The 13,899-nt window shown below is 30.2% G+C and carries 13 protein-coding genes; 8 read left to right on the forward strand and 5 right to left on the reverse strand.

Annotation, left to right across the window (positions count from 1 at the left end; translation table 11 throughout):
* Positions 1 to 129 precede the first annotated feature (129 nt).
* Positions 130 to 819: a SatD family protein gene (locus MXE27_RS07840; protein WP_248611866.1), complete on the forward strand. Its 690-nt coding sequence runs from the start codon at positions 130 to 132 to the stop codon at positions 817 to 819.
* A 7-nt stretch (positions 820 to 826) separates the two neighbouring features.
* Here the strand turns inward: MXE27_RS07840 and MXE27_RS07845 are convergent, their stop codons facing one another.
* Positions 827 to 1,534: a DUF2238 domain-containing protein gene (locus MXE27_RS07845; protein WP_248611867.1), complete on the reverse strand. Its 708-nt coding sequence runs from the start codon at positions 1,532 to 1,534 to the stop codon at positions 827 to 829.
* 120 nt (positions 1,535 to 1,654) lie between these two features.
* On the opposite strand from MXE27_RS07845, the gene MXE27_RS07850 reads away from it, so the two are divergent.
* The 6 genes from MXE27_RS07850 (at position 1,655) to MXE27_RS07875 (ending at position 9,125) form a co-directional block, all read left to right on the forward strand.
* Entirely contained in the window at positions 1,655 to 3,280 is a 1,626-nt protein-coding gene (locus tag MXE27_RS07850) for a sensor histidine kinase (RefSeq protein WP_248611868.1), read from the forward strand.
* 120 nt (positions 3,281 to 3,400) lie between these two features.
* The gene (locus MXE27_RS07855) at positions 3,401 to 3,754 is read left to right on the forward strand and encodes a hypothetical protein (protein WP_248611869.1); all 354 of its coding nucleotides are present in this window, start codon (positions 3,401 to 3,403) and stop codon (positions 3,752 to 3,754) included.
* Positions 3,755 to 3,942: 188 nt separating this feature from the next.
* Entirely contained in the window at positions 3,943 to 6,354 is a 2,412-nt protein-coding gene (locus MXE27_RS07860; RefSeq protein ID WP_248611870.1) for a sensor histidine kinase, read from the forward strand.
* Between the two features lie 154 nt (positions 6,355 to 6,508).
* Positions 6,509 to 6,787 (forward strand): ATP cone domain-containing protein, encoded by a 279-nt coding sequence (locus tag MXE27_RS07865; protein ID WP_248611871.1) that lies wholly within the window; start codon positions 6,509 to 6,511, stop codon positions 6,785 to 6,787.
* Between the two features lie 37 nt (positions 6,788 to 6,824).
* The gene (locus MXE27_RS07870) at positions 6,825 to 8,363 is read left to right on the forward strand and encodes an MFS transporter (protein ID WP_248611872.1); all 1,539 of its coding nucleotides are present in this window, start codon (positions 6,825 to 6,827) and stop codon (positions 8,361 to 8,363) included.
* Positions 8,364 to 8,729: 366 nt separating this feature from the next.
* Positions 8,730 to 9,125, forward strand: a complete 396-nt coding sequence (locus MXE27_RS07875; RefSeq protein ID WP_248611873.1) for a hypothetical protein — start codon at positions 8,730 to 8,732, stop codon at positions 9,123 to 9,125.
* Positions 9,126 to 9,170: 45 nt separating this feature from the next.
* On the opposite strand, the gene MXE27_RS07880 is transcribed toward MXE27_RS07875, so the two are convergent.
* Complete coding sequence (locus tag MXE27_RS07880) at positions 9,171 to 10,361, reverse strand: AAA family ATPase (RefSeq protein WP_248611874.1); 1,191 nt, start codon at positions 10,359 to 10,361, stop codon at positions 9,171 to 9,173.
* A 635-nt stretch (positions 10,362 to 10,996) separates the two neighbouring features.
* Between MXE27_RS07880 and rnc the strand changes: the two genes are divergently transcribed.
* Positions 10,997 to 11,650: a ribonuclease III gene (rnc, locus tag MXE27_RS07885; protein ID WP_248611875.1), complete on the forward strand. Its 654-nt coding sequence runs from the start codon at positions 10,997 to 10,999 to the stop codon at positions 11,648 to 11,650.
* Positions 11,651 to 11,900: 250 nt separating this feature from the next.
* On the opposite strand, the gene MXE27_RS07890 is transcribed toward rnc, so the two are convergent.
* From MXE27_RS07890 to MXE27_RS07900, 3 genes are read right to left on the reverse strand one after another with little or no spacing between them, the layout of a single operon-like run.
* Positions 11,901 to 12,584, reverse strand: a complete 684-nt coding sequence (locus MXE27_RS07890) for a flavodoxin family protein (protein WP_248611876.1) — start codon at positions 12,582 to 12,584, stop codon at positions 11,901 to 11,903.
* Positions 12,581 to 13,150, reverse strand: coding sequence for a flavodoxin family protein (locus MXE27_RS07895; RefSeq protein ID WP_248611877.1), 570 nt, complete (start codon positions 13,148 to 13,150; stop codon positions 12,581 to 12,583). Before MXE27_RS07895 ends, MXE27_RS07890 begins: the two co-directional genes overlap by 4 nt.
* Before the next feature lie 54 nt (positions 13,151 to 13,204).
* The gene (locus MXE27_RS07900) at positions 13,205 to 13,882 is read right to left on the reverse strand and encodes a TetR/AcrR family transcriptional regulator (RefSeq protein ID WP_248611878.1); all 678 of its coding nucleotides are present in this window, start codon (positions 13,880 to 13,882) and stop codon (positions 13,205 to 13,207) included.
* Between the last annotated feature and the right edge of the window lie 17 nt (positions 13,883 to 13,899).

The following is a 13,899-nucleotide window of genomic DNA, read 5'->3' on the forward strand; positions in this document are numbered from 1 at the left end:
ATTTTAACCATACTTACTCCCTATAGGAACTTTACAACTAAATTAGTTGTAAAAAATTCAATTCTTTTTCCAGTATTAACTTATACAAAAACAAAAGTTGTTAAATAGGGTAAATGTAATATTATATCCATGAATTTTAAGGCATACTACATTCTAGCTGATGTGCTGGAATCATCTAAAATCTCACAAAAAGAGGATTTCCAGTCTAAATTAGAGAAATTATGCCATATGATTAACAGTCAATATTCATCTGATTTTATAATGTCTTTAAGAATCATCCAGGGGATTAAACAGATAGCGGGAGCAATGAAAAAGATAGAAAATGTCTATCAGATTATCTCACTATTAGAAGATGAATTGCATCCTCAAAAAATCCGTTTTGTTTTAATTCAGGGACAATTAAATACTTCAAAAAATCAGAAAGATATTTCTAATGTATATGGGCCTATTATTTCAAAATCTCAAATGATGATGAGTGATCTTAAAAAAACAGGTTTGATTTTTAATTTAAAAATAGATAACCCTATTTTAGCCAATGCTATTAAATGGCAGATGAATTTCATTTTTCATATAAAAGATAACTGGAGCTTTAACAAGCGTAAGGTAATTACTGAATATTATCGCTTGAATAATCAGCAAAAAGTTGCTGAGATAATAGACATATCACAACAGGCCGTTTCTAAAAATCTTTCTAATTCTTATTTTAAATACATACAACTGATAGAATCGGATCTAATTGAAAATTTAAAACAATGCACTATTTTAGAAGACATAAACATTGATGAAGAGAATCTAACTCTTAACAAGTGGCTTAAATAATTAATGATTATTTTTTATTCTTCTTAAACCCCTCTATTTCTGCAAATTCATCAACCCATTCAGAGCACTGTCCTTTTTTTTGGGCTCTTTTAATAAGTAATATTCCAATAATAGCACCTGCAATTCCCCCTAAAGCATCTGTAAATAGATCGATCATAGTATCATCAAGTGGGCTCATGGTGGGAGATCCCTGTGTTAATCCAGTTGGTAAGAAGTGTTCTATATGCTGATACAATATAGTGTCATAAGTATATTCGACCATTTCCAGTATCCCTCCGATTCCAATGGTTATTAAAACTATTAGGAAAGCCATTATCTTTAGAGAAGTTTTAATTTTCCCATATACATAGGCCGTGTACATGAACATCATTCCAATAAGGGCCACTATTAAAGGAACTGCAAAATGCATGAACTTATCATAGTGAGGTATCAGCCCATATAGACCAAATGTATTACCCAGTACATATTCAAAAACCAGTACCAGCAAAAATAATATCTCAATCTCGACAGGAATTACTTGTAAATGATTTTTATTGGTTAAAGTAGGTAAATAAATCAAACCCAGCCCTAAAAGCGCCATGAGACCAAAGACTTTTGTACCCCCAACACCAAAGACCACTATCAATATTCCAAGTACCAGTATAGTTAAACGCATAACCTTTAACAAATTTTTCTTCCATGGACTTACTCTGGTTCGAGGATCGAAGAAACTCATTCATTCACCACTTATTTTTCATCATTAACTTAATATAGTAGCATTTGACATAAAACATATTTATTATTTTGCACTATGATTATAATAAGATATAAATTATTTATCTTGGACATGATGTATATGGGAGTAAAAGCAACTAAAAAAAGTTTAAGGCCAATTAGCACAATATTATTCAGTATATTGCTATTACTATCAGCAGCACTTTTTTTAGTTAGTAATAATAGCCAATTATTTCTTTATTTAAGTGATTTTTCAGCTGTTTTTTTAAATTTAGCAGCGACTCTAGCTTTAACTTATGCTGCCTATTGGGCTTTTAAAAATCACAGGAAAAATTACAAGGCATGGGTAATATTAAGTATAGGGCAGTTTTCGTTCCTTCTGGCAGATATAATATATCTTTTTGAGGATGTTTTTTTGAATATGCCCACGTATCCTTCTATTGCAGATATTTTCTTTCTTTCATTTTATCCATTGTTTATTATAGGGCTTTTATTAATGTTTCGACCGATAAAAATTAATCTTAAAATATCAATTGATGTATTAGTTACTTTAAGTTCTGCTTTTCTAATATTCTACTTCTTTGTCTTCGCCCCAACCATACAATTAAATAATGGTGATGTAATCACGGCTCTTCTTTCAGTTTCTTACCTGTTTTTAGATATATTTCTCTTGACTGTGATTGTGAGTTTGTTAATGAGTAAAAATAAGTTTCAGATGCAAACTCGACTTTTTTTCTTTTCTTGTGCAATGTTTTTTCAAATATTTGCTGATCTTTTTTTTGCAGCACACATTAGCACAGTTTCAAGTATGGACTATTGGTTCAGCACAGTATTATACCTCACAACATATGTATTCATAATGCTGGCAGCAATATCCTTCTTTAGAGAAGTATATGTTGATTCGCAGTATCTTATTCTTTATAAATCAATAAAAAAACAGCATAATCTGATTTCGTATTTTCCACTTTTTTTAGTAATATTTACTTATGGACTTTTACTTTATTCAAAGACACCCAGTATTCCATTATTATGGGGCGTAGGTGTTATTGTTGTTCTGGTTGTTATCCGACAACTGATTTCTATTTATGAAATTAAAAAAGCTGAAGAATCTCTTAAAAAATCATTAAATGAAAAAGAAATAATGCTTAAAGAGATTCATCATAGAGTGAAAAACAATCTGCAAATAGTCTCCAGCCTCATTAGCTTACAATCAAATAATGTTTCCAGCGAAGAAGATCTTGAATTGTTTAAAAAAAGTAGAGATCGAATTAAATCCATGTCCATGATACATGAGAATTTATATCAGTCCGATAATTTAGCCCAAATCAATTTTAATAATTACTTGCAGACAATGACCCAACAACTTTTAGTCTCTTATGACCTTCACGGCAAGCTAGATTATAATTTAGATTGTGATGACGTTTATTTAGGTATTGAAACTGCTATTCCGTGCGGACTTTTAGTTAATGAGATAATATCAAATTCTATGAAACACGCTTTTCCTGAAGGCGAATCAGGACTCATAACTGTCCAATTAAAATCATTGCCTGATAAATATCAGTTAATTATAAGTGATAATGGTGTGGGGTTGCCTGAAAATCTGGATTTAAAAAACTGTAATTCATTAGGACTTCAACTTGTTCAAAATTTAAGTAAACAGATTAATGGAGAACTGGATATTAAAAATAATCAGGGCACTCAATTTAAAATTGAATTTAATGAATTAGAATATAAAGAAAGATTTTAAATAGGTTTTTTATTTCGAAATCCTGAAATTAAATTATTTATCTTAAAAATATCATTAAATTATCTTAAACGAAATTATGGAAAATAGATAATGTCTATAAAATTAGTATAAGTGTCTTTTATGAAAAAAATATGTATTAAATGTGGAAAGATTATTGAAGGGTTAGATAGATCCTTTGGAGAAGATTTTTGTCATGAATGTTCTCAAAAATCAGGAAACCCACATGAACAAACAATAATTTGTGATTTAGAACTTAAATTACACAGGGGAAACATTTCCAGTGATGAATTTTTAAAGCTATGTCTTGAAAAGAAATTTAATGGCTGTTCACGAGAATATATAGCTCGCAAACTTAAAATCACACCTAAAGAATGCAGAGTATTATTAAAAAAGTTGATAATTGAAGGAAAAGCTTACAAAAATTACCATTCCTGTGTTTCTAATGAGTATCGCTTTGTTAGTGAAGATCATTGATTTAAATTTTGAATTACTTTATTATTTTCCTCAAATTTTTTTATTCTAGTTTTAATGGATCCTTTTAAATATCGGGTAATATTTAAGATAAAAAAAATAAATTAGTAATACCCATTAAGAATCAGTGAGTAAGCTTAGCGAATATAGTGAATACGGCTGCCAATAATCATTATAAATATTAATCATCTATGGCTGGTAATATGGATGCTGCTCTAAATAAAAAAAGTTTTAATCAAACAGCTTTAATTTTATTTATAGTCATTATAATCTTCTCAATAATTCCTATTTTATTTTTTGATAATGGAATAAACTCAATTTATGTAACCGATGCAACTGCAGTTATTTTTAATATCATAGCTGCAGCAGCTTTGAGTTATACTGCTAATTGGGCTTCCAAGCATAACCGAAAAAATTACTCGGCCTGGTTATTTTTAGCAATTGCTCAATCTTCTTATGCTTTTGGGGATATTGTCTATTTATTTCTTGATCTTGTTTTGAAAGTCAGTCCTTATCCATCCCTAGCAGATTTATTTTTCATAGCATATTATCCAATATTTGCTATAGGGATTTTAATGTTGTTTAGGCCCCTTAAAATAAATCTAAAAACATTAATTGATATTTTAATTGTCATGACATCTTCCACTCTAATATTATGGTTTCTAGTTATCCACCCCACACTTGATCTGAATGGTGGAGTAGTAATATCATCTATTTTTTCAGTTTCTTATATCTTCTTAGATATATTAATGTTGCTTGTTATCTTGATTTTGCTTTTAAATTTAACTAAAAAACCATTAATCGCACCTCTTCTATTTTTCTCTGGAGCGATTTTTTCCCAAATATTTGCAGATATTATATATGCCTATTATGATCTGAGTTCCATAGCTTTATTTGACTGGATTAGTAGCATACTGTATCTTTTAGGTTATTTTTTTGTCACACTGGCAGCTATTTCTTGTTACAAACGTATTGAAATGAATTTAGAACCCTTTTTATCAAAATATAAATCCTTAAAAAAAAGGAAAACCTGGCTGTCTTATTTACCTCTTATTCTGGTTGTAATTGTTTACAGTTTGATAATTTATATAGAAGATCCATATGATGAATTATTATGGGGGGTTGGGGCTATTGTGGTATTAGTTTTAATTAGACAATTCATATCCCTAAATGAAATAAAAAAAGCTCAAAAAACCCTTAAAAAGAACAGGGATATTATTTTAAAACGAGAGGAACAGCTCAGATTTATTAACTCCAATATGATGGATTTAATTACAGAATCTAACGAAACCGGCCATTTAAAGTTTGTAAGTGAGTCATCGTTCTGGCTTTTTGGTTACTCCTCTGAATTCATGTTAGGAAAAAAATTGATTGATTTTATCCATCCTGAAGATAAAAAAAGCTTTGAAGAGTCAGTGAAAAATGCCATTAGGACTCGCATTTTTAACCGAATACACTACCGTTTCATGAATAAAAAAGGAGAGTATATATGGTTAGAAACTATTGGAAAACCTATTTATTCTCATGATGCATTCAGGGGGTTTATTGGCAGTACAAGGGATATCACGACGCAGAAAAATGCTCAAGATGCACTGGAAAAATCTGAAACAAGATATCGGACTATTTTTGAAAACACAGGAACATTAACTTTAATTTATGATGAAAACATGGATATTACTTTGATAAATAGTGAATTTGAATATTTTTCAGGCATATCTAAAGAAATATTAGATGAAAATACTAATTTAATAAAATTTGTGGCCCCCGAAGATAGAGAACGTTTTTTAGGTTATCACAATATAAAAAAATTAAATCCTAATGCAGTGCCTAAAAATTATGAATTAAATTTAATTAACTATAAAGGTGAATCAAAATCATTTATAACCAACACCCAACCCATTCCTAATACTAATAAAAATTTAATGTCTTTGATTGATATTACAGAACAAAAAAAAGCTGAAAAACTAATTCAAGACTCTTTGCATGAGAAAGATATGATGCTGAGAGAAATCCACCACAGGGTGAAAAATAATTTACAAGTAATATCTAGTCTTCTCAACTTACAATCCAGTACAATTTCAGATGAAAAAGATTTAGAGTTATTTATTGAAAGCCAAAATCGAATTAAATCAATGGCATTAATCCATGAAAATCTTTACCAGTCTGAAAAAATGTCCCATATTAATTTTAAAGATTATCTTAATTATTTGGCCAACCAGCTTTTAATGAGTTATTCATTAAATACCAGGGTTTCTTTGAATATGGACTGTGAGGATATATATCTAGGGCTCGAAACAGCAGTGCCCTGCGGTTTAATGGCCAATGAAATAATTACAAACTCTATGAAACATGCTTTTCCCAATGAAAGCAAGGGAAATATAAATATAATCTTTAAAGAGAAAGAAAATAATTATTTACTCAGTATTAGTGACGATGGAATCGGACTTCCTGATGATCTGGATTTAGAAAATTCAACTTCACTGGGAATTCAGATCATCCGCAGTTTAATAAATCAAATCGATGGAGAACTAAAAATCAAAAAAGACAATGGAACAGAATTTATAATTACATTTAAAGAACTGGATTATAATGAAAGATTTTAATTGATCATCTTGGGATATTAATAAAAGAATTTTTTAATCTAGCAATTAATAGTAATTATAATTATAATTTTGCCGGGGATTCTATTTTAAAAATTTTTATCAATTGTTTTATGGAAGAAACTACAAATAATTATTATATTGTAGTGGTGGTTACATGGTAAAGATTGTTAAAAAAAAAGGAATAAGTGAACCATTTAAGCCAAATAAAATCCTAAAATCTCTTCAAAAGGCTACTATTGATGCCGGATACAATTTAGAAGAGAAAAAAGAGATTATAAATACTGTTTGTTCTAAAATCAGTTCAAAATTAGATGAAAAAAAAGAAATGGATACTGCTACTATCAGGGGATGCCTTTTAACTGAACTTGACAAATGTGAGCCATATATTGCAAAATCATGGCGTAGATTTGATAAAAAATATAAATCCCGGTGATTTTTTTCATAGGTTTATTTAAGATTGAGGCGATTTTATGGCGGAAGATCAGTATAAATGGGGTGTAGTAATAGTGGCCTGTTTGGCCATATTTATTATTGTTTTAGATTCGTCTGCAATGAATGTAGCTATCAGCACATTGGTTATAGAATTAAATACAACTTTATCAGCAATTCAATCAATTATAGCATTATATGCTTTGATAATTGCTTCTTTTATGTTACTTGGGAGCAAAATACAGGATATTATTGGGAGAAAGAAAACTTTTTTGGCAGGACTTATCATATATTGTTCAGGAACAATAATAGCCACTTTAAGTAACAGCGCAGCCATGCTAATGATTGGTTGGGCTATTTTAGAAGGTATTGGTGCAGCTATGATGTTTCCTGCAACCACCACTATTGTTGGGGCTAGTTACGAAGGTAAAGATAAGGTTACTGCATTTGGAATTTGGGGAGGTATTGCTGCAATGGGTGCGGCTATAGGGCCTATCATCGGAGGTATATTCACCACATATTTCACTTGGCGCCTGGTTTTTGCTTCAGAATTAGTGTTTATAGCTTTAATATTAATATTTAGAAACTATATCACAGAATCCATACCAAAACTCAAGTGGAAAGATCTTGACATTGTAGGTGCCATATTGTCAATCATCTCTCTGGTTTTAATTGTCTTTGGTATTCTTCTTCTAACCAGACCAGAATACTGGTCATATGTAATCACATTTTTAGGATCCGGAATTGTGCTCTTTTCTGTATTCTTATTATGGCAGAAAAGAAGAACTAATAAAGGCTTGGAACCTTTATCGGATATATCCCTTCTTAAAAATCGATTATTTGGGCTTGGAAATTTAGCTTCGGTTATTCAGCAGATACCTCTGGCAGGATTTTTATTCATTATCCCTGTATTTTTACAACAAGTAACAGGTTTAAATGCATTTGATACGGGCCTTACTCTATTACCCGCATCTATCACCATACTGCTATGTTCTTTACTTGGTGCTAAATTATCAGCACACTTAGGATCTAAAAAACTTTTAATGATGGGATTTTTAATTGCTGCTCTGGGTACATGGATTTTAGGTGGGAAATTTAATATCTATACTCAAATGGGAGACATTATACCTGCAACCATTGTATTTGCAATAGGCGTTGGTTTCTTACTTTCACAAGTTACTAATTTAACCATGGCTGCTGTCGGTAAGAACCAGGAAAGTGATGCTTCTGGCCTATTTAATGCCTTTAAAAATTTAGGTTATTCTATGGGTACAGCGTTAATTGGTGTTTTATTGATTCTTGGAATTTTCAGTGGCCTTACCACGTCTATTGAAGAATCAAGCTTAGCTGAGAATATGACTAATGAACAAATTCAAGGTAGTTTATTCAAATACGTGGAGAAAATGCAGACCATCATTCCTGAAGAGATTCCCCCAGAAGAAGTTTCACAAGTACAACAAATTGTCAACTCATCAATATCTATTGCAATGAAAAATACATTTAATGTCCTGGCAGTGATATTAATTCTAGGTTTTTTTACCAGCCTATTTTTACCAAAAAAACAGATTAAGGATTCTTAATCCTTCATTATTATTTTAAACCATCTAATGCTCAAGGCATTGCCTACAAATTCAAGTCCTGCGTTTCTTCCAACTCCACAATAGATAACAGCATCTTTTCTATTAATTTTATATTTATATTTGATTTAAATGCTAGAGTATTTTTCTCAATTTAATTCGCGGATTTGAAGTACCCATCTTGAAAATAATTTTTATTATTTAGAGAACCCTGAAATACTGCGGGTTTCCATATATTAATATCTAATCACACAATTTTTTTCTTTATTATTCTTTCTTTTGATAATATTCTGCATATATTTAAAAAAATAGATATATTTTTATATTTAAACTTTTAAATTAAACAATGAAATTATAAGGGGTGATTATGTGGAAAGAAATGATTTCATAAATCGGAGACTAATTTTTGCTATTTTACTAGTTTTTGTTTTTTTGTTTGGGTTACAAATTGCAGAACCGGTATCAGCAGCAAAAATAAAATTAATAAGTAAAGGACAGGCAAAAGGTGACCATGGCATTAAATTATCCTGGAAAACTTACAGGATTGGCTATAATTATGTGAAAATTAAAGGTATTTTAAAAGCGGATCAAACCATTTATACCACATTAGTACTTAAAAAAATAGGTAAAACAAAGCTCAAGGTAATTGAAAAAATAGGTAAGAACAAATATAGGGTCCATTACACAAAAACGAAACACAGTGCTGTTCAGTACTATTGGAACCAACGCAAAAAGGGAAATTATCTTCTAATGTGGCATGATTAATTTATAAAAAAATTATTTTTTTTAAATAGATCTAATAATACTTGATTACATGCTTCTAAAAGGGAAAACACCTTTTTCTTGATATTCATTTTTAAGCCAAGCTTTTAAAATGGGTTCTGAGATATGGTAAATACTATTTTTTGATTCAATCAATCTTAATTTTTGAAGTTTATTTAATGGTTTACTTAAAGATCCGGGGGTTATATTTAATTTTTCAGCAATTTCTTTCCTTTTGCATGGTTGATCAATTAGCGTGGTGACGATATTTTGCTCATGAAATGTTAATCTGCTCCATTGATTAATTAAATGAACAGCCAAAAAAGGTAATGTCCTATAAAACTCCTCTTTAACTTTTTTTTCATTTAAATGGATATCTTTTTGCAGTAACTTGGCAAAAGTATTAACATAAAAAGGTATTCCCTGTGTGCATTTATAAAATCTTTCAAAACCACTTTCATCTAAATTCAGAGAAGGTAATTTTTCTAAAAGGTAACTTTGAACTGTTTCTTTAGTAAAAGGTTTTAGCTCAATATTTAACATTCTGCCTCCAAAAGCACCGCTGTGACCGGCTATTTTTTCGATCATTTCATCACGTGATGTTATTGATCCGGAGAATATATAAGCCACATTCTTCTGATTTTGGATTACACTTCTAAAAAACCATAAAAATGAATCTAAATTTTCACCTAAATCATTAAGAGCCTGAAATTCATCAATAATTATTATTGAACCTTTAATTTTATCTTTATGATCATCAAAAATTAATTGAGGCAAATCTAAAACAAATTTTGAAAGTTTTTTGTAATCATCTTCTGATTGGGGAATAGGTAAGGGTAATCCTCCTGCATCCACTATATCTTTTAAACCAAAGTTTTTTGTTTTAAAGAATTTAGATACCTTTTTCAATATTGTAGAAAACCCCTTTTTCTCGCATGATTCTAACCAGGTTGAATAAAAATGTTCAATTATTCCCATCTCAGTTAATTTTCCTCTTTGATATCCTGATGTTGCAGATAGATCAATATAACTAGTTAAATAATCCTTTTCAAGTTCTCTTTTTATCTTTTTTAGGAGCACGGTTTTACCTACACCCCTAATCCCAATTATCATAATCGTGGGAGGTGATCCTTTTGATGTTGATTCTAATAAAGTCCTAATTATTTGGATATCCTGTTCTCTATTATAAAATTGAGCATCTGTTAATTCAGCATCAGTTCCCCAGGGTAGATCTTCCATACTGTCACCAACTATAAAAAATATGATTCTTTTTGGATTATAAATTCCAGTGATTCCAATATGGATCACATAATCCAATTATGATTATAAAACATATATATTTTACTGAGAGTATTATATTCTTTTGAGAATAAAATTTTTAGATCAATTAAAAAATTCCCATTATGTGAACTTTGAATTCATTTAATTTATTCTAAAAATTTAAAAAAATATGTTCTAAATTTAAAAAATTAAGAAATTCATTAATTTTAACTGCTCACCCTATATGTAATTGTTGAAATAGGGCAACTTCGCACTATTTTTTCCAGCACTAAGTATCTTCAGTAGTCGTATTTTATATTCGTTATAGTCTCATATAACGAAGTTGTAAAAATTACTCCTCAAAAATTAGAAAATTTACTGTAATTATAAATTGTTTTTTCATTTATTAAAAAGTTATGGAAATATTATTAAAAACTTAGAGAATTATTGAAATATAATTTTTTAATGAAATAAATGAATAATTATTTTTAGATCATAATATTTGGAAAAAAAATTCCTGAAAGTGATCTTGATATTTTAGTAGAATTAAATCATAGGTATTCCTTTTTAGTAGAAAGCGTTATTATTTTTAATATTTATAACAAAATACTATTATGGAACTACTTGAAAAATATTCAATTAAACCAAATAATCTTCATTTATATGAACTTGCTTTTATCCACGAATCATATTCCAATGAAAAAAACATGAACGAATGTTATGAAAGATTAGAATTTTTAGGAGATGCAGTCCTAGACTTGGTGGTATCTGAATATTTGTATAATGCTGACTCTGATTTAAATGAAGGACAACTTACCCGTACAAGGGCCAATTACGTATGTAAAAAGGCACTTTATACTTATTCCCATGAATTGGAACTGGAAAAATATATAAAAATAGGTGCAAGTATAGATCTAACCCTTCGAGAAATTGATTCTATTAAAAGTGATGTTTTTGAGTCATTTATTGGGGCAATTTATCTTGATCAAGGTTGGGATGTTGTTACAGAATTCCTATTTAAAATTGTTATTCCCCACATAGAAAATGGAGATATCTTTTTTTATGATTACAAATCTGAATTAAAGCAGTTATGTGATCAAAAAACTTTTGAATTGTATTACGAGTTAATCAATGAAGAAGGAGAACCACACGAGAAAACTTTCACTATGGAAGTTTATATTAATAAAGAAAGCTTTGGTACTGGTATTGGCGGCAGTAAAAAAGAAGCAGAACAGAATGCTGCCAAAATAGCATTGAGTAAGATTTAATAAATTTTTCTTAGAAATTTCTCCATTTTATAATAAATCTCTCATCTCCTTAGTTTTTTTAAGTGCAATATTAGTTATTCTTTATTTTCTCGAATTTTTGGATATTTTAAGGGGATAGTTTAATAATGCATTATTATTTTTATTTATGAGATAATGAGGATATTGGTAAACTTAAAAATATAATGCATAAATCCCCATAGTTAAAGTTTCGGCATATAGTTATATGCGTTCTCTACAACATAACTCTCCATTATATTTCATATGGACGTTTGTACATTTCTTTTTGGACAGTTTTGTCCTTTACTTTTTTCTTCCACATAAATCCACCAAACCAGCGCATGATAAATTTACTAACGAAAAGTGGTGCCAATGGTTTAGATGCAATAACTATAGCCTTATCCGGAACTGGTTTATCTATAGAAAGAGAATCTATTACCTCATCTAAACCTTTCCTGAGGTTTCGTGCCATACCACCCGCATTCTTTAAGGATTGTGATTGGAAGGCAGCACCCATTCCTATAGTTATACCGCCCTCCCATTCCATACCGGTCTGATGTGCAAAATTTTTACATATATCAATAGCCACATCATTTTGTTTGGGTTCAGGAAAGCCAGAGTTAAATATGCTCAAGAGTCGCTGTTGGGTTTTAGGTAATAAGTTGTGTTGAAGATGATACTCTTCCATAAACTTAATAGTTATTGCAGGAATGCTATCGATATATAACGGAGCGATTAATACTACCAATTCAGAGTTTAAAGTTTTTTTAACAACCTTATTCAACCTTTCCCCATTCTGGTTTTCTACAAGATAGATTTTTTCAGTTTCCACATTATTGATTTTAAATCTATCTTCTAAGTATGATGCAATGTTATTAGATGCGCTTTTTCTTCCTTTAGGACTTCCAATAAGTATTAAAACATTATTAGACTTCATTTTATCACTCCATTGTCATGAATAATAATAGATTTGTCAAGATCCAGTTTTTTAACCTCACCTGTAATGATCTGTACATGATAATTGGGGCAGTGCATGTTTATGGCATTACGTCTAATAAGTTTGGTGAATATGAGCTCGCTTTCAGTATCACTCTGAGGTAAATATCCTATAGCCAGCAGGTTAGGGTTTTTTTCATATCTCGGCTGGTGGTGTATTTCTCCATCTATCTTAATAAAAAAGGGAAGTATATTAGGGATAAGACGGTCAACAATCTTTTTAAGTTGATAAGAATAACCACCAAATGTTATGGGTGTTAAGAGTACCAGGAGATCAGATTGGATAACTTTTTTAGCTAGTTCCTGACCCTTGTCTTTTATTATACATTCTCCCGGTGTTTCCAACCAGCAACCGAAACAACCAATGCATGTGGCTATTTTTTCTTCATTTAAATGGATATTTTCAACATCCCACCCATTTTCTTCCAGTTTAAGGGTAATTTCACGGTCAATAGATGTAATTGAAGTGTCAGCACCATTGGAACCATTTAATATTATAGATTTCATATTTAGAACCTCTAATTAATTATATTTCGAAATTAATCTTCAAAAAGTCCATTACTATTTGAATAATTGCCTCTGTGAATGTTTATCATCCGGGAGAATTGGCATTTTTGAAATAGCATGACTCATCAAATCAAGTGAATGTTTAATCAAATCTTCTTCCCCCATTCCTATCAAATTTAAAACATCACTAGTGGCTTCTGAAGATTTTAATATAGCTATGGTTGATTCTACTAAAAATAGAGCAGTTAAGAAGGTGTTAATATCATCTCTAACTGATCCATCCTTTTTACCCACGGATATGGCGTCACACATTACTCCTAGATAGTCCTGTCCATGTTCTCTGATCTTCTGAACATAATGTGCTTCCAAAGACTCGGGATATATGTTACGGGCCTCCAGCATCACTCGACAATAATCAGGGTACTGGTTGTAAAATTTCCAATAGGCATATCCTGTGGCCAATATTTTTTCCAAACCAATATCTTGTGACTCAGCTTCTTCCTTCATCATAGTACTCAGGATTTCACTTCCTCTATGAACAACAGCAAAGAAAAGATCTTCTTTACTCTGGAAATAACGGTAAAGGGCAGGTTTTGTAAGTTCTAATGCATTGGCTATTTCTTCCATTGTAGTTTTTTCATATCCTTTTTTGAAGAAATGATTTTCTGCAGCATCAATAATTTCATTGGTTTTCCGTTTTCTTTCCTTTTTTTTTCTGTTTGATATTGCCAAAAGACCACTTTCCATTG

The organism is Methanobacterium alcaliphilum, from assembly GCF_023227715.1.
Lineage (GTDB): Archaea > Methanobacteriota > Methanobacteria > Methanobacteriales > Methanobacteriaceae > Methanobacterium_E > Methanobacterium_E alcaliphilum.

Coding starts and splice junctions, on each gene's coding strand:
- MXE27_RS07870 (WP_248611872.1), top strand. CDS start 6,825: ATGGCGGAAGATCAGTATAAATGGGGTGTAGTAATAGTGGCCTGTTTG.
- MXE27_RS07860 (WP_248611870.1), top strand. CDS start 3,943: ATGGCTGGTAATATGGATGCTGCTCTAAATAAAAAAAGTTTTAATCAA.
- MXE27_RS07845 (WP_248611867.1), bottom strand. CDS start 1,534: ATGAGTTTCTTCGATCCTCGAACCAGAGTAAGTCCATGGAAGAAAAAT.
- MXE27_RS07890 (WP_248611876.1), bottom strand. CDS start 12,584: ATGAAGTCTAATAATGTTTTAATACTTATTGGAAGTCCTAAAGGAAGA.
- MXE27_RS07850 (WP_248611868.1), top strand. CDS start 1,655: ATGGGAGTAAAAGCAACTAAAAAAAGTTTAAGGCCAATTAGCACAATA.
- MXE27_RS07865 (WP_248611871.1), top strand. CDS start 6,509: ATGGTAAAGATTGTTAAAAAAAAAGGAATAAGTGAACCATTTAAGCCA.
- rnc (WP_248611875.1), top strand. CDS start 10,997: ATGGAACTACTTGAAAAATATTCAATTAAACCAAATAATCTTCATTTA.
- MXE27_RS07855 (WP_248611869.1), top strand. CDS start 3,401: ATGAAAAAAATATGTATTAAATGTGGAAAGATTATTGAAGGGTTAGAT.
- MXE27_RS07895 (WP_248611877.1), bottom strand. CDS start 13,150: ATGAAATCTATAATATTAAATGGTTCCAATGGTGCTGACACTTCAATT.
- MXE27_RS07880 (WP_248611874.1), bottom strand. CDS start 10,361: ATGGAAGATCTACCCTGGGGAACTGATGCTGAATTAACAGATGCTCAA.
- MXE27_RS07840 (WP_248611866.1), top strand. CDS start 130: ATGAATTTTAAGGCATACTACATTCTAGCTGATGTGCTGGAATCATCT.